Below are 15,221 nucleotides of genomic sequence, written 5' to 3' on the forward strand. Positions count from 1 at the left end.
GTTTAGAACCAACCGCCGATTCCAAATACCGCAACTGTTTCACCAGGTCAGACCCCATTTGCGGAGTTTGCGGGGTTTGCGGCATCACTTCTCACCCCATTGGTCCAGCAACTCACTCAGCACCACACCAACCATCCACCGCTAGGAGAACAGATCCCGATGTCTCGGAACGCGAAAGACGTTGAGTCCGGCTCCAACCTCCAAACTCGCTCGACCCACCGGAAGGGGCTCGAACCGATGAGTGGCAAGAAGGCTGTCGAGAAGCTTGAAAGGCTCTGGACGATCAGCGACGTGAGTGAGTACCTCGGCGTGCCCGTCGCCACGCTCTACGCCTGGCGATCGGCTGGCCGGGGCCCGGCAAGCCGCCGAGTCGGAAAGTACGTGCGCTATGTGCCGGACGAGGTCCGGGCGTGGGTGGAGGCCCTGCCGATCGGAGTTGCGTCTTGAGTAGATACGAACGACTTGAGCCGGGGGAGCGCGCCGAGGTCTCGGCCACCCAGCAGGAAGACGGGCGCTGGCTGGCTATCCAGTACTACCGGGATCACTCGGGCGCTCCCAGGCGAGGAAAGGCGACCCGCAAGACGGAGACGGCCGCGAAGAAGGCCGCGCGGGCCAATGTCGATAAGGCCCTCGCGGTCGGTGGTGGGGTGTACAAGCCGAGTACTCGCTTCGAGGTCGCGGTGAGCGACTACCTTGAAGAGGTCAAGGACCTGGTCGAGCGTGGTTCGCGGTCGCCGACGACGTACGACGCCTATGTAACCCACGCGGAGAAGCACGTCATTCCTGCCATCGGCGATCTGCGCCTCTCGGAGCTGACGACAGGACGGCTCGACGCATTCCTGACCAAGACTCACCGGACCAAGGGCTACTCAACGGCGAAGACCTGCCGGACGGTGCTGTCAGGCACATGCGGGCTGCTGATGCGCCGCGACGTCCTGCGGGTGAACCCCGTCCGCGACGTCGGCCGCATCGAGCAGGGCCGCAAGAAGGCCGCCCGCGCTTTGAGTGAGGAGGAGGTACACACCTTCCTGGACATGCTCAATGAGAGCGAGTACGCCAATCGGAAGGATCTGCCCGACCTGCTGCGCCTGCTGTTCGCGACCGGTGTCCGAATCGGTGAGGCGCTCGCGCTCCGCTGGTGTGACGTCAACCTTGCGACCGGCGTGATCGTCTTCGACGGGACGATCGTCTACGTGAAGGGCGTCGGCCTGGTCCGCAAGACAACCAAGTCGGTGACGTCCGATCGAATCCTCCAAGTGCCCGAGTGGTGTCGGGTGATGCTGGCCGAACGGTACGTCGGGCAAGACCTCTCCGCACCCGTCTTTCCGAACGCCGTTGGCACCTGGCGTGACCGGAGCAACGTTGGTCGCGACATCCGGAAGGTGCGTGGAAAGGTGTTCAGCTGGCTCACCTCTCACACCGCCCGTAAGACGGTGGCGACTGTGCTAGATGAGCGCGGCATGACCGCACGGCAGATCGCCGACCAGCTCGGCCACGCGCGACCCTCGATGACCCAGGACGTCTACATGGGGCGCAAGGTCACAAACGCCGCTGTTGACCACCTCGACAGGATGATTCCAATGAGAAAAAACTCGGGGGACGATGACGGCAAACCCGACCGGAAAGCGAGCTAATCGGAGAATTGATAGTTCGGGTCCCGCTCGGGGAACTATGGCAAGAGTCTCTGATTAGGTAGATGCCAAGATTGGAGGCTCTTGCCATTTCGAAATTCGGGCGCTTCCCTCCCCGCCTACCCGAGTTCTAATTGCTCCCGAAGTGGCGCACGTCGGCAGGAAGGTGCCTGACGCGAGACATCGGCTCTCCCGCAACGATGCCGTCGGAGTCAGCGAAATTGGGGATCTTCATCGCCCTGGGCAGACCCGTAGCGCTCACATCCAGATAGGCAATGCGCCATGCCTGATCCCCGTCACCGTGTTGAACTCAGCAGGACCGCCGTTATCATTACCGCGCTCGTCGTGTTCATCTCAGGCGCCTTGGGCGCCTGGGGTGTTGGGAGGTTGGCTGACCGCGGAGTACAGGCGATCACCGACACTGGTCCGCTCGGAGTTGACGTCGAATACAGCGGGGCGACGACCCTCGTTATCCCAGAGAAAGGGGTCGCGAACTTGTCACCAGAGATTTACGGGGATGAATACCGGCGCGCCGCGCTTACTCTCGGAGCTATCGACGTAGAAACACAGATCGTCTTCTACCTCTTCGGCGAGGCAGACACGCCGGTCGTTATCAAAGCAATCGACGCCGTTGACGTCGAATGCGAAGAGGCCGATGGCCGATGGGTAGGAGCAACACAAGACGTCGGCGGCTACCTGCCCGAGTTGTTCCTTCAGATCCAACTCAAGGCCGGCGCCGACGAGGCGCCAGGCATCCCGATATCCAACGTGGACGAACCTGAGAGTGACTGGAAGTTCTCACGGGACATTTCGCGGGCCGAGATCGAGAAGTTTCGTGCGATTGTCGCCGCTCCTCCCACTGCCATCTGCTCCTACAGTCTGAGCGTCACCTACCGCCACGAAGGCAAGGACCGGAAACGCCGCATCGATGACGATGGCGCGCCCTTCCGGATCGCCGGTGAGGATATCGTCGAACCGACCTTGGCGTTCTAAGCCAGGAAGGCCACCACGATGCCAGAGCGGGCCACACCACTGGCCCACGAGAAGCACCAAGAGCAGTCGGGAAAGCGACACTAGATCGTTCGTTTGCTGGCCAAGGGTTGGCGGCCCGCGGTTCAGGCCCCTCGAACGTGGTGCGACTGGTTCAGCAGGTCGCGCCATCGCATGCTTTGCAAGCGCACACCGTCGCGGGCGACCTCCGATGCAACCTGCGCGCGCAGCGCTTCCACCTGCGACAGAGACACCTCAGCGCCGAGAATCGTGGAAAGAAGGTCGCGTGTGTGGGAAAGGGTCGCGAACGCGGCCGGCGACATCCCCGTGACGGCTAGGTCAAAGTCACTGCCGAGCCGGGCGTCACCTCGCGCCACCGAACCAAAGAGGATTGGGTCTCTCAGTCCTTGCTCGGTCAACGTGTCCAGTACCCGTTGTCGATGAATGAGCAGCACAATCCTCATGAGAACGGTTCGGGTCGTCGGTAGCGTGGCCCAGGTGACCTTCATGGATGAAGTCTCTCGTCAAGATGACGAGCATCGGCGGCGTCAAGCCAGATTTGACGCGAACGTCACTGAGAACCTGGCAACAATCGCCGAGTTCCGGTCGGCATTGCGGGTTGCAGGTGACCCGGGGACGCGCACTCTCCCGGTGATGGAAGTGCAGGTCGTCACCAGGAAAGTTCCAGTGCGAAAGGCGGGCCTGCTACGGCCCGCCAAGTGGGAGCGTCGTGTTAGCCACGAGCCGCACGCCGTCAAGCAGTACGAAGGGTGGGAACTGCTGCCCCCAGGCAGCGCCATCACGGACTATGGAACGCTGTACGACCTAGAGCTCAGATACCTGACGTACGCGTCGTCGGACATCGTGCTGCTGGTCGACGGTACTCTGGCGGTGTTCTCCTCGGCGAACCTGAGTGGACCGGACTTTTACGTGAGCTACACGTTCGCGAACACACCAAGCATCAGCCTGGAACAGGACAAGAGGGTGGTGACAGGTGCCGCGGTGAAGCCCGGACTGGGGTTTTTGCGGCCAGAGGCCTTCAGAAGCCATCTGGCTACCTACCTGCGTTCCTTGAGACCCCACGCCTAGGGAACTGCACTGGCAGAACCTGCCGAACTCGCCGAGGCTCGCGTTCACGAAGCCACAGCACCCACAACGGGCGCTCTCGCATAGCGGTCGCCCGGTGAGGCGGCGGGTTGGTTGAACCACGTTCAAGCACTGACGGCAACCGTGGTAACCGGGGGCTTTGTGTGCCGAATTGTGTGCCCGGGTTAGGTAGCAAAGAACCGGCCCTCACCTGAAAGTGCAGGTGAGGGCCGGTTTCGATGTACGCCATGTAGGACTTGAACCTACAACCCGCTGATTAAGAGTCAGCTGCTCTACCAATTGAGCTAATGGCGCATGTCTTGGAGCCCGTCAGGCGCGCTCGGCGACGAGAAGAACACTAGCAGCGGGCTCGGATGCGCCCCAAATCGAGGACGTCGTCAGCGGAGCTCCAGGACGGCTTGGGCGGCGTTGTGGCCGCCGAGGCCGGAGACGGCGCCGCCGCGGCGGGCGCCGGAGCCGCAGAGCAGGATGCTGCCGATGTGGGTGGCGACGCCCCAGCGGGCTGCGGGGGTGGTCAGGTCGGCGTCGTCGGGGGCCCAGGGCCAGGCGAGGTCGCCGTGGAAGATGTGGCCGCCGGGCATGGCCAGGTCTGCCTCGATCTCCTGGGGGATCTTGGCCTCGATGCACGGCTCGCCATCCGCGGTCCGCGCGACGACGGAGGAGATCGGGTCGAGCAGGTGGCGGTCGAGGGAGGCGATGGCGCGCTCGACGGCCTGCTCCTTGCGCTCCGAGCGCGTGGCCGGGTCCTCGAAGAGGGTCGCGGGAGCGTGCAGGCCGAAGTAGGTGAGGGTCTGGGTGCCGGGCGGTACGTCGCCGAGGATGGAGGGGTCGGTCAGCGAGTGGCAGTAGACCTCGCCCGGCATATCGGTCGGTACCGAGCCGGCGGCTGCCTCGGCGTACGCCTTCTCGAGCTCCGAGTAGGACTCGCCGAGGTGGAGGGTGCCGGCGAAGGCGACCTTCGGGTCCTCGCCGGAGCGCAGCCGGGGAAGGCGTTCGAGGAGCATGTTGATCTTGAGCTGGGCACCCACCGGCTTGTCGGAGGCGGAAGGGATGCGGCCGAGGAGGCCGTCGAGGACGTACGGAGCCAGGCCGGAGAGCACGTAGTCGGCGGCCACGGTGTGGGAGCCGGAGGCGTCGGTCCAGGTGACCTCGGCGCCCTCGCCGACGGCACCGCCGCGGATCGAGGTGACGGTCGCGCCGGTGAGGACCTGCGCGCCACCTGCGTACGCCGCCTTGGCGATCGCTCCGGTGACCGCGCCCATGCCGCCGATCGGGACCCGCCACTCGCCGGTCCCGTTGCCGATCAGGTGGTAGAGGAAGCAGCGGTTCTGGATCAGGCTCTTCTCGCCGAGGCCGGCGAAGGTGCCGATCAGGGCGTCGGTGGCGACCACGCCGCGGACCAGATCGTTGGCGAAGCGGCGCTCGATCGCCTCCCCGAGCGGCCGCTCGACGATGTCACGCCAGATCGGCGCGCCCACCTCCGAGCGGATCGCGGCACCCGTGGGAAGCGGGGAGGTGAGAGTGGGGGCGACGGCCCGGGCGAGGTCGGAGACCTCGTCGTAGAACGACTGCCACGCGGCGTACTCCTCGTTCGAACCCGTCACCGCGCGGAAGCTCGCCGCGGTGGCCTCGCCCTCGGGCGTCTCCACGAGGAGGCCGGTGGCCCGCGAGCCGTCGAGGTAGGGGGAGTACGACGCGGTCTGCCGTGACGCGAGCTCGATGTCGAGCCCGAGGTCAGTTCGGATCTGCTCGGGGAGCAGTGAGACCAGGTAGGAGTAACGCGAGAGCCGGGTCGGGAAGCCCTCGAACGCCTGCGCCGAGATCGCGGCACCCCCGACGTGGTCGAGCCGCTCGAGCACCAGGACCGAGAGGCCCGCCCTGCTCAGATAGGCCGCGGCGGTGAGGCCGTTGTGACCGCCGCCGGCTACCACTACGTCGTACTTCTCCTGTGCCATGGCCCCGATACTAGGAGGTGGCCAGTGCCGCGTTGGCCCGTTCGGTGAGGGTGGCCAGGACGCGCGCGGTCACGACCAGGTCCTCGGCCGGGATGTCGGCGAAGAACGACCTGGTCAGCGGCTGGACACGCTCGGTGATCTGCTGCTGGAGACGGTCACCCTCCTCGGTCAGGGTGAGACCGTCGGCGATCAGGCCGCGCGCGATCGCGGCGTCGAGATGCGACTCGACCTCGGCAGCGGAGATCTTGATGTTGTCGGCCGTCGCTGCGACCAGATCGGCGCGCGAGGCGTCGCCCTGGCGCAGGTAGTTGAGCAGGAGCGACTGCTCGAAGGTCAGGTCGTGGTCGTCGAGCACGCTGAGGAGGTTCTTGCGCAGGGCGAAGTAGGCGACGCCGAGGTTGGCGCCGGTGAGAGGGGGAGTGGCAACGGTCATGATCGGTCTCCAGGGGTGGGGTCGGTGTCGATGGGTGCGGCGAGCATCGCCTCGAGCGCTGCTTGCGCCTCGGCGGCACGACGGCTGTTGCGGCCGCCGAGCGGTGCGGTGAGCTGGTCGAGCAGCCGGCCGGTCACCGCGATCGCCTCGCGGGTCACCTCGGTGCCCTCGGGGGTGATGACGAGGCGTACGGCTCGGGTGTCCCTGGCGTCGCGGACGCGCTCGATCCAGCCCCTCGTCTCGAGCTGGCGGGCGAGCTTGGAGACGTACATCGGCTCGAGTCCGGTGAGGTCGGCCAGCTGCTTCTGGGTCGGGGCCTCCGAGGCGCTGAGGCCATGGAGGGAGGCGATGAGCGAGTACTGCGCATGGGTCAGCCCCAAGGGCGCGAGCGCTCTGTCCATCGACACCCGCAGACGCATGGCCAGGCGCCACACGACGTATCCGATCGTCTGCTTCTTCATGGAAGAAACCGTACATGGTGATAATAAACATGTATAGCAATTAAGAATGTCCGTGGTGCCTGGCAGGATCGGAACCATGGCTGAGCGTCCTGAGGTCCCCGAGGCGATGGTGGCGCGGCTGAGGGAGATCCTCACCGCCTTCCCGAAGTGCCTCGAGGACGACGCCTGGGTGGGGGTTCGCTGGCGGGTCGGCCAAGAGACGGTCGCGCACGTCTTCGGCGGCGAGGACCAGCTCTTCCGGATCGTCTTCCGGGGTGAGCCCGACGAGGTGGTGGCCTTCGAGCACCTCGGCCACCCCTACTTCAAGGCCGGCTGGGGTGGCAACGTGGTCGGGATGATCCTCGACGACGACACCGACTGGGACGAGGTCGCCGAGCTCCTGACAGACTCCTACTGCATCCAGGCGCCGGCCAAGCTGGCCGGTCTCGTCGAGCGTCCGTCGGTGACAACGGAGTAAGGTCCGCTCGTGCATGTCGAGCAGGTCAAGAAGTACGTCGCCTCATCCCTGCTCTGCTCCGTTGTGATGCTGCACTCCCTGGCGATGGCCGCCTTGGGCGCGACCGGCGCCGACAAAGGTGGAGCGCGCGAGGGTCTTTTCGTGATCTCGGTGCTGCTCGGCGCGGTGGCCGTGGGCGGCGTACGCCTGATCAACAAGCTTTCGCTGGTCACGCCCTGGTTTCTTGTGGCACCCGTGATTCCGGTGCTCGTCTACTACCTCGTGCTGTGGAGATGACTGCGAAGAGTTGCAGCCCGGATTGGGACTTTAGACCCTAGGCCGACCGGCCAGACTCCGGCATGTTACCTTGGCAAATCCAAGGGAACAGTTTCCCTTCCATGGCAACAAATTTCATAAGGAGTGCGTGTGCGTCGCATGGCCATGCTGATCCTCGGGGGAGCCGTTGCGGCGGCCGGGGTTGGCTGCGGTTCGGACAGTTCCATCGACTACGGGTTCTACAGCAACAACCACGGCGAGAACCCCGCGATGGAGAAGAAGGTGATCACCGTCGACAGCACCGAGAGGATCGAGCAGAACCAGCAGCTCGGGTTGACGGCTGAGGGAACCATCAAGGGCGAAGCACCCGGAATCCTGTTGAGGGTGATCGTGCAGGACGTCTTCGAGACGTCCTTCACGGACGGCACCGAGACCCCGCCGGGGTCGCGCGTGATGGCCGTCGAGATCCAGGTCGTCAACGCCGGGTCGAGGGTCTTCAACGACACCCCGGCCACCGGCACGACGGTCATCGATGCCTCGGGCAAGAAGTACGAGAGCCTGCCCAGCACGGTGACGGTCGACGGCGGCGACGTGTTCCCGAACCCGTTCGGTCTGCAGCCGCGTGACCAGCGGACGGCCCTGGTGCCGTTCGTCGTTCCGGTCGGGGTGAACATCAAGCAGGTCGGGTTCCAGATCGACAAGGGCGGCGAGAGCGGCCTGTGGCGGGTTCCGTAAGCCAGAACCCCTAAATCTGGATCCAGCATCAGCCTCCAGGCAACCTTCTGGCGGCATTACGCGTCACCATCTCTGTGGTGATGAGACGATGAGTCTTCTCGGACGTAATGCTGCGTGGTCAAACAGGAGGTGTGGTGCGGGTCCGGGTCCTAGGTGCCGTCGAGCTGGTGTGTGACGACGGCACGGTGCAGAAGCTGTCGCGCACGCGGCGGACTCTGCTTGCCCTGCTGGCGGCCGCGCGCGGAGCGCCGGTCTCCTCGGACCTCCTGGTCGACGAGCTGTGGAGAGGTTCACCCCCGGCAACGGGGGTGAACCTGCTTCACCAGCGCGTCCGTGACCTGCGCCGGGCGCTCGGCGAGGATCGCCGCCGTCTGCAGAGCCGGGCGAACGGCTACGCGCTGGTCGGCGCGGACATCGACCAGGCCCGCTTCGAGGAGCTGGTCGAGCAGGGCCGCGCTTCGGCCGAGGCCGGAGACCACGAGCGGGCCAGCATGCTCTTCGACGCTGCCCTGGGACTGTGGACCGGAGGCGCGTACGGCTCGGTCGGTGAGTCGCCGATGATCGCGACCGAGGCCGCTCGGCTCGAGGAGCTGCGGCTCGTCGCCGTCGAGTCCCGGGCGGCCGCTGACCTGGCGCTCGGCCGGCAGGCCGCGGTCGTGGCCGACCTGGGACCGATCGTCCGGGCCAACCCGCTCCGGGAGGGCCTGTGGCTGCTGCTGATGACGGCGCTGTGGCATTCCGGCCGCACGGCGGAGGCCCTGGACGCCTACCAGCGTCTCTTCCGTGTCCTCCGCGACGAGCTCGGGGTCGAGCCGTCCAAGGACGTTCGCGACCTGCAGCTGCGGATCATCGAGGGGGACGATCCCGAGCCGGTGCAGGCACGGACGTACGAGGAGATCGTGCCGCGCCAGCTGCCGCCGGTCGTTGCCGCCTTCGCGGGCCGCGAGGACCACCTGACGACGCTCGACGAGCTGGTGGCGAAGGAGGACGGCGGGGCCGTCGTGATCTCGGCGATCGCGGGCACCGCCGGGATCGGCAAGACGACGCTGGCGCTCTACTGGGCGCACCGGACCGCTCCCCACTTCCCGGACGGCCAGGTGTTCGTGAACCTGCGCGGCTTCGACCCGTGCGACGCGCTCGACCCGTTGGACGCGCTCGGGGTGTTGCTCGAGGCGTTCGGGGTGGAGCGGTCCCGCCAGCCCCAGGACATCGACGGCCGGGCAGGGCTGCTGCGCAGCAAGCTCGCCGGCAAGCGGGTGCTGCTCGTGCTCGACAACGCTCGCGACAGCGAGCAGGTACGCAGCCTGATCCCCGGCAGTCCGGGCTGTGTGACCCTGGTGACCAGCCGAAACAGGCTCTCCGGCCTCGTCGCGGAGGCCGGTGCGAGTCCGATGGAGCTGGGCCTGCTCAATGACGCCGAGGCCTATGAGCTGCTGGTCGGGCGGCTCGGCGAGGACCGTCTCCTGGCCGAGCCCGAGGCCGTGGAGCGGATCATCGAGCTGTGCGCCTCGTTGCCGCTGACGCTCTCGGTCGTTGCCGCCCGGGCGGCGATCCGGCCGGCCTACTCCCTCGCCGACCTGGCCGAGGAGCTCGGCGAGTCCCGCCTGGACGGGTTCGGCGGCGGGCGCGGTGACCTCCGGGCGACCTTCTCGTGGTCGGTCCGGCACCTGTCCGACGCCGCGGCCCGGCTGTTCCGGCTGATCGGCCTGCATCCCGGGCCGACGCTCACCTGCGTGGCTGCGGCCAGCGTGGCCGGGATCTCCCGCGTGCGGGCCCGCCGTCTGCTCGACGAGCTCACCGAAGCCAACCTGCTGACCGAGGTCGCGCCCGGACGGTTCGTGCTGCACGACCTGCTCCGGGAGTACGCCGCCGACCTCGCCAACGGCGAGCCCGCGGAGGTCCGCGAGGCGGCCGAGCTGCGGATGATCGACCACTACGTCTTCAGCGCTCGGGCGGTGCACAGCGCCTACGACCCGCACCAGCGCCACCTCGATGCGCAGGAACCGATGCGCGACGGGGTCACCCCCGAGGTCGTCGGCGACAGCGTCGAGGCGCTGGCCTGGATCGGCACCCAGCTGCCGGTGATCTCCCGGGTGATCGACGTCGCCGTCGCCCGGGGACTCGCACCCGACCGGATCGTGCTGCTCGTCGGTGCCCTCGAGCGTCTGCTCGACCTCCAGGGACGCTGGATCGAGCTGGCCGCGCTGGCCGAGGCCGCGCTCCCGGGAGTGCGCCGCAGCGTCTCGCAGGGCGGCGACCCCGCCGGGCTCGGCGTCATGCACCGCGCCGCCGGGGCGGCCTGCGGGCGCCTGGGGCGCGTCGGGGATGCCCTCGACCACCTCGGCCGGGCCCTCGATCTGGCGATGGAGTCCGCCGACCTGGTGGGCGAGGGAAAGACCCTGCACCGGCTGGCCACCGTGGCCACGGCCTCCGGCGATCATGCCGGGGCTGCTGCGTACGCGGCTCGGGCGGCGGAGGTCTTCGCTCGCGCCGGCGACCCGATCCGGGCGGCCTGGACGACCGGGCGGCTGGGTCTCTACGAGGCCCTCGACGGTGCGTACGAGTCCGGGCTCCGTCACTGCGAGGCGGCGCTCGAGGAGCTGCGCCGGGTGGCACCCGGCTACCGCAGCGAGGGCAACGTGATCGCCACCATCGGCTGGATCCACCAGCAGCTCGGCTCCGTCGACGAGGCGGCCGGCCACTTCGAGGAGGCCGTGACCAAGCTCCGTGCCGCCGGTGATCTGCCTGGCCTGGCCGACGCGCTCGGCCACCTGGCCGACGCCCGCGCCGCCCTCGGCAAGGACGAGGACGCCCGCTGCGCGAGGGTCGAGTCCGCCTCGATCCTCGCGCAGCTGGGCTGACCGCGCCGGTTACGCCGTGGGCAGCTTGTAGTCGGCGTACTCCTCGCGCAGAGTCTTCTTGGAGAACTTCCCGACCGAGGTCTTGGGCACCTCGTCGATGAAGACCACGTCGTCGGGCACCTGCCACTTGCCCAGGTTCTCTGCCAGGTAGCCGAGCAGCTCCTCCTTGGTCACCGACTCGCCGTCCTTGACCACCGCGAAGGCCAGCGGCCGCTCACCCCACTTCGGGTGCGGCACCGCCACGACGGCCGCCTCGGCGATGCTCGGGTGGCCCATGATGAGGTTCTCGATCGCGACGGTCGAGATCCACTCGCCACCCGACTTCACCAGGTCCTTGGTGCGGTCGACGATGCGTAGGTAGCCCAGCGGGTCGATCGCAGCGATGTCACCGGTGCGCAGCCAGCCGTCGGGGGAGAACGAGGTCGGCGCGTCGACCTTGTAGTAGCCCGACGCGATCCACGGGCCGCGGCACTCGAGCTCGCCGGTCGTCTCGCCGTCCCACGGAAGCTCGTCGGTCGTCCCGGGCTCCACGATGCGGAGCTCGACGCCGACGGCCGGGATGCCAGGGGACGTACGGTAGTCGGCCTTCTCCTCCTCGGAGAGGTCCGTGATCTCGGCGCGCTCGTTGAACACACTGCCGAGCGGCGACATCTCGGTCATGCCCCAGGCCTGGGTGATCGGCAGGCCGATCGCCTCGCGCCAGGCCTCCGAGAGCGACTTCGGCACCGCGGACCCACCGCAGATGACCACCCGCAGCGAGGAGAGGTCGGCGTCCTTCAGCAGCGGGACCATGCCCATCCAGATCGTCGGTACGCCGGCCGCGATCGTCACCTTCTCGGCCTCGAGGAGCTTGATGATGCCGGGGGGAGAGAGGTCGGGGCCGGGCAGGATCAGGTTGGCGCCGGCCAGGAGGGAGGAGTGGGCGAAGCCCCAGCCGTTGGCGTGGAAGAAGGGCACCACCGGAAGCACGCGGTCGCGGTCGTTGGTGCCGAAGAGGGTGCCGGCGAGGGAGGCCAGCGCGTGCAGATACTGCGAGCGATGGGTGTAGACGACGCCCTTCGGGTTGCCGGTGGTGCCGGAGGTGTAGCAGATCCCGGCAGCGGTGCGCTCGTCGGTGACCCGGCCCTCGATCGCCGCCTCTTCGGCGTCGGCCATCAGCTCCTCGTAGGAGACGACCCGCGGGTCGTCGGGGAGCGGGGTCGGCGCCCCGTCATCCATCACCACGACGTGCTTGAGCGTGGTCAGCTGGGGAAGAAGCGGAGCCAGCAGACCGAGCAGCGACCGGTCGACGAAGACGGCCTCGTCCTCGGCGTGGTTGAAGGTGTAGACGAGCTGTTCCGGGAAGTAGCGGATGTTGCCGGTGTGCAGCACCCGGCCGGTACAGGGGACGGAGTAGTAGAGCGCGAGGTGGCGCAGGGTGTTCCACGCGAAGCTCGCGACCCGGCCGTCCTCGGAGATGCCGAGCCGGTCGAGGACGGTGGCCTGCTTGCGTACCTCCACGGCCAGGTCCTTGAACGTGTTGCGCTCCAGACCTGTGGCGGTCTTGGTGACGATCTCCCGCGTCGGGAAGACGCGCTCGGCGCGCCGGATGATCGTGTCGATGGTCAGCGGTGCGTCCTGGATCAGTCCTTGCATGCTGCACATCGTGACCCAACGTGGCGCGCGTCACAACGTGTTCCGCGAACTTCTTGCCGGGCGATGCGGCCGACCTGTGGCGCGCGGGATCCCCAGCGGTCAGAATCGTCTGCGTGAGCACTCTCTTCGTCGCGGCCGGTGGTGGGGGTGATGCGCTCGGCGTGCTCCTGGCGCGTCGGGTACTCGAGCCCGAGATGGACGACGGCGACGTGCTCGTGTCGACCTGCGCCTGGGAACGGCTCCGCATCGACCCGGTGCCCGGCCCACGCTCGCGCGGCGACTTCATCGGGCTCCGCCTGGTCGATGGCGTCCGGGCGGAGATATCGACCACGACGGACACCCTTCCTCCGGGCCGGTCCGTGCTGCCGCGGCTTGCCGGCGACGTCGACGCGCGCCTCTTCCTGCACGACCTCGCGGATGGTGCGGTCGGACTCGCCGAGCAGCTCCAGCATCTCGCCCGGGCCCTCGGCGCCGACTCGCTCACGGTCGTCGACGTCGGTGGCGATATGGTCGCCCGGGGAGACGAGCCCGGCCTGTTGAGCCCGTTGGCCGACTCGCTCACGCTGGCCGCGGCGTTGCGGACGGGCCTGCCGGTGCGGCTCGCCGTCGTCGGCCCCGGTGTGGACGGGGAGCTCCCGGCGGAGCAGGTGATCGCCATCCTCGGTGGGCTCGGTGGGATCCATGCGGGAACGCTGGGGACGGCGGATGTGGACCGGGTCGGCGACTCGCTCGGCTGGCATCCCACCGAGGCGACGACGCTGGCCGCGGCAGCCGCGCGGGGCCTTCGGGGCGCCGTGGAGATGAGACGAGGGCAGACCCCCGTCCCGGTGAGCGAGGCGAGTGCGACCGTGTGGCGCCTCGATGCCGTCGTGACGTACGACTTCCCGCTCGCCGAGGCGCTGATCAACACCCGCTCGCTGGGGAGCGCCGAGACGATCATCCGCGGCATCACCACCGTCGACGAGCTCGACTACGAGCGGCGACGGGCCCGGGAGCGCCGCGAGATCCCGTCGCGAACCGTGACTGCCGCCGACATCGCTCACGCGAGCCTCGCTCGAGGCGCCTCGCACATCACCACCCGCCGCCTTCTGGAGGCGACGAGCGGGGACGTACCGAGCTACGAGTCGGCACGCTTCGACGGGCTCGGGCTGTGGGCCCTGGAGGCTCTCGCCCGGGGTTGAGTCCGAGGTCGAGCTCGGTCAGACGACGGCCTCGGAGGTGGTGAGGGCCAGAGCCGGGGTGGAGGCGGCGCGGGGCCAGACCTCGGCGAGGATCTCGACCCCGCGCCGGACGAGCTCGGGGCGGGGCGTGATCGCCAGCCGCAGATGGCGCTCGTAGGCGCCGTCGACCCCGAACCGCGGCCCTGCGGTGACGAGCAGTCCGTGGGGTCTGGCGGCGAGGGTGAGCTGGGAGCTGACCGGCGCGGGCAGACCGACCCAGGCGGAGAGGCCGCCGTCGATACGCGGCGGCAGCTCCCAGTCGGGAAGGTGCTCGCGCATCGCGTGGTAGAGCGCGGCGCGGCCGGCTGCGAGCTGCGCGGCGCGCTCCTCGAGGATCTCGGGCAGATGCCGGAACAGGATCGTGGTGACGAGCTGCTCCCAGATCGGGGTGCCGAGGTCGGTGGCCGAGCGTCCGCTGGCGATCTGGGTCAGCAGCACCGGGTCAGCGCGGATCCAGCCGACCCGCAGCCCGCCCCACAGCATCTTGCTCGCCGAGCCGATGTGGACGACGCGGGCCTGGTGCTCGCCGGCCATCGCGGCCAGTGGCGGGAACGTGTGCGGGCGGTCGATGTTCAGCTCGGCGGTGGTGTCGTCCGCGACGAGGAGCGTGTCGACCTTCGCAGCGGCGTGCAGCAGCCGGAGCCGGTCCTCGGTCGACATCGAGCGAGACGTCGGGTTGTGGAAGTCGGGCATGACGTACGCCATCACGGGGGTGGTCCGGGCGATGGCCGCCTCCATCGCGGGCATGTCCCAGCCGGCGTCGGTGGTCACCGGACTCGTGATGATCCGGGCTCCGGCGAGGCTCAGGGCGTCGTACGCGTTGGGGTAGGACGGGCTCTCGGCGTAGGCCCGGTCGCCGCGGTGGATCACGGTGCGGGCGAGCAGGGCGATGGCGCTCTGGCCGCCGGTGGTCACCATGATCTGGTCGGGGTCGGTCGGCAGGCCGCGATCGGTGTAGCGCGCCGCGATCTCCGCGCGAAGCTCCTCGATGCCCCACAGCGTGTAGCCGGGGCCGGTCATGTGGTCGGCCAGCCGCCGGGTCGCCTCGACCGCGGCCTCCGGGAGCCGCCGGGTGGCGGGCAGAGTGGCCCTGACCAGGTCGATCTCGCCGCCCTCGGTGAACGAGTCGGGCGCGGTGGGTGGGAGCTTCGTCGTCGTACCCGACCCCTGGACGCTGAGTGCGTACCCGTGCTCACGCAGGCGCCGGTAGGCGGCCGTGATCGTGGTCCGGCTCAGCATCAGCCGCTCGGAGAGCTCGCGCTCGGAGGGGAGACGTACGTCGGCGGAGAGCCGTCCGTCGATCAGCAGCAGCTGGATCCGTTCGGCGAGGTTCTCGTACGCCGGGCCCTCTCCTTGCCACTGACCGAGCAGGCCAGCGAGCGCAGTGGCACCGATTCTTCCGCGAGGCATGAGGCCACCTTACCGCGATTGGCTTCTTTACCTTCGATTGGACCCGTGATTGGCTTTGCAATCGTGAAGGA

The 15,221-nt window shown here is 68.1% G+C and carries 15 protein-coding genes and 1 tRNA gene; 9 read left to right on the plus strand and 7 right to left on the minus strand.

The window, feature by feature from the left end; all coding sequences use genetic code 11:
* The first annotated feature begins 237 nt into the window (after positions 1-237).
* The 3 genes from ACIO3S_RS06500 to ACIO3S_RS06510 all read left to right on the plus strand — a co-directional run bounded on the left by ACIO3S_RS06500 (position 238) and on the right by ACIO3S_RS06510 (position 2,624).
* Positions 238-447 carry a helix-turn-helix domain-containing protein gene (locus ACIO3S_RS06500; RefSeq protein WP_357359439.1) on the plus strand — a complete coding sequence of 70 codons (210 nt, stop codon included), beginning with the start codon at positions 238-240 and terminating at the stop codon, positions 445-447.
* Complete coding sequence (gene xerC, locus ACIO3S_RS06505) at positions 444-1,634, plus strand: tyrosine recombinase XerC (RefSeq protein ID WP_400460709.1); 1,191 nt, start codon at positions 444-446, stop codon at positions 1,632-1,634. Before ACIO3S_RS06500 ends, xerC begins: the two co-directional genes overlap by 4 nt.
* A gap of 279 nt (positions 1,635-1,913) precedes the next feature.
* Positions 1,914-2,624, plus strand: a complete 711-nt coding sequence (locus ACIO3S_RS06510; protein ID WP_400460711.1) for a hypothetical protein — start codon at positions 1,914-1,916, stop codon at positions 2,622-2,624.
* Between the two features lie 122 nt (positions 2,625-2,746).
* On the opposite strand, the gene ACIO3S_RS06515 is transcribed toward ACIO3S_RS06510, so the two are convergent.
* Entirely contained in the window at positions 2,747-3,130 is a 384-nt protein-coding gene (locus tag ACIO3S_RS06515) for a nucleotidyltransferase family protein (protein ID WP_400460713.1), read from the minus strand.
* Here ACIO3S_RS06515 and ACIO3S_RS06520 point away from each other — a divergent pair.
* Positions 3,120-3,710, plus strand: a complete 591-nt coding sequence (locus ACIO3S_RS06520; RefSeq protein ID WP_400460715.1) for a hypothetical protein — start codon at positions 3,120-3,122, stop codon at positions 3,708-3,710. The genes ACIO3S_RS06515 and ACIO3S_RS06520 overlap by 11 nt on opposite strands.
* 239 nt (positions 3,711-3,949) lie before the next feature.
* Here the strand turns inward: ACIO3S_RS06520 and ACIO3S_RS06525 are convergent.
* The 4 genes from ACIO3S_RS06525 to ACIO3S_RS06540 form a co-directional block, all read right to left on the minus strand.
* Positions 3,950-4,022 (minus strand) — tRNA-Lys (locus ACIO3S_RS06525).
* An 83-nt stretch (positions 4,023-4,105) separates the two neighbouring features.
* Positions 4,106-5,683, minus strand: coding sequence for a phytoene desaturase family protein (locus tag ACIO3S_RS06530; protein ID WP_400460717.1), 1,578 nt, complete (start codon positions 5,681-5,683; stop codon positions 4,106-4,108).
* A gap of 10 nt (positions 5,684-5,693) precedes the next feature.
* Positions 5,694-6,116 carry a hypothetical protein gene (locus tag ACIO3S_RS06535; protein ID WP_400460719.1) on the minus strand — a complete coding sequence of 141 codons (423 nt, stop codon included), beginning with the start codon at positions 6,114-6,116 and terminating at the stop codon, positions 5,694-5,696.
* Positions 6,113-6,577: a MarR family winged helix-turn-helix transcriptional regulator gene (locus tag ACIO3S_RS06540; protein WP_400460721.1), complete on the minus strand. Its 465-nt coding sequence runs from the start codon at positions 6,575-6,577 to the stop codon at positions 6,113-6,115. Before ACIO3S_RS06540 ends, ACIO3S_RS06535 begins: the two co-directional genes overlap by 4 nt.
* Before the next feature lie 76 nt (positions 6,578-6,653).
* On the opposite strand from ACIO3S_RS06540, the gene ACIO3S_RS06545 reads away from it, so the two are divergent.
* The 4 genes from ACIO3S_RS06545 (at position 6,654) to ACIO3S_RS06560 (ending at position 10,885) form a co-directional block, all read left to right on the plus strand.
* Positions 6,654-7,034, plus strand: coding sequence for an MmcQ/YjbR family DNA-binding protein (locus tag ACIO3S_RS06545; protein WP_400460723.1), 381 nt, complete (start codon positions 6,654-6,656; stop codon positions 7,032-7,034).
* Between the two features lie 9 nt (positions 7,035-7,043).
* Complete coding sequence (locus ACIO3S_RS06550) at positions 7,044-7,310, plus strand: transcriptional regulator (protein ID WP_400460725.1); 267 nt, start codon at positions 7,044-7,046, stop codon at positions 7,308-7,310.
* A gap of 138 nt (positions 7,311-7,448) precedes the next feature.
* The gene (locus ACIO3S_RS06555) at positions 7,449-8,024 is read left to right on the plus strand and encodes a hypothetical protein (protein WP_400460727.1); all 576 of its coding nucleotides are present in this window, start codon (positions 7,449-7,451) and stop codon (positions 8,022-8,024) included.
* A 134-nt stretch (positions 8,025-8,158) separates the two neighbouring features.
* On the plus strand, positions 8,159-10,885 hold the full coding sequence (locus tag ACIO3S_RS06560) for a BTAD domain-containing putative transcriptional regulator (protein ID WP_400460729.1): 2,727 nt from the start codon (positions 8,159-8,161) through the stop codon (positions 10,883-10,885).
* Positions 10,886-10,894: 9 nt separating this feature from the next.
* Here the strand turns inward: ACIO3S_RS06560 and ACIO3S_RS06565 are convergent, their stop codons facing one another.
* Positions 10,895-12,520, minus strand: coding sequence for a long-chain fatty acid--CoA ligase (locus ACIO3S_RS06565; protein ID WP_400460731.1), 1,626 nt, complete (start codon positions 12,518-12,520; stop codon positions 10,895-10,897).
* Between the two features lie 113 nt (positions 12,521-12,633).
* Between ACIO3S_RS06565 and ACIO3S_RS06570 the strand changes: the two genes are divergently transcribed.
* Positions 12,634-13,701 (plus strand): DUF1152 domain-containing protein, encoded by a 1,068-nt coding sequence (locus ACIO3S_RS06570; RefSeq protein WP_400460733.1) that lies wholly within the window; start codon positions 12,634-12,636, stop codon positions 13,699-13,701.
* A gap of 18 nt (positions 13,702-13,719) precedes the next feature.
* Here ACIO3S_RS06570 and ACIO3S_RS06575 read toward each other — a convergent pair whose 3' ends face one another.
* Positions 13,720-15,150, minus strand: coding sequence for a PLP-dependent aminotransferase family protein (locus ACIO3S_RS06575; protein ID WP_160025168.1), 1,431 nt, complete (start codon positions 15,148-15,150; stop codon positions 13,720-13,722).
* Positions 15,151-15,221 lie beyond the last annotated feature (71 nt).

The organism is Nocardioides sp. NPDC087217 (genome assembly GCF_044744805.1).
In the GTDB taxonomy this organism is placed as follows: Bacteria; Actinomycetota; Actinomycetes; order Propionibacteriales; family Nocardioidaceae; genus Nocardioides.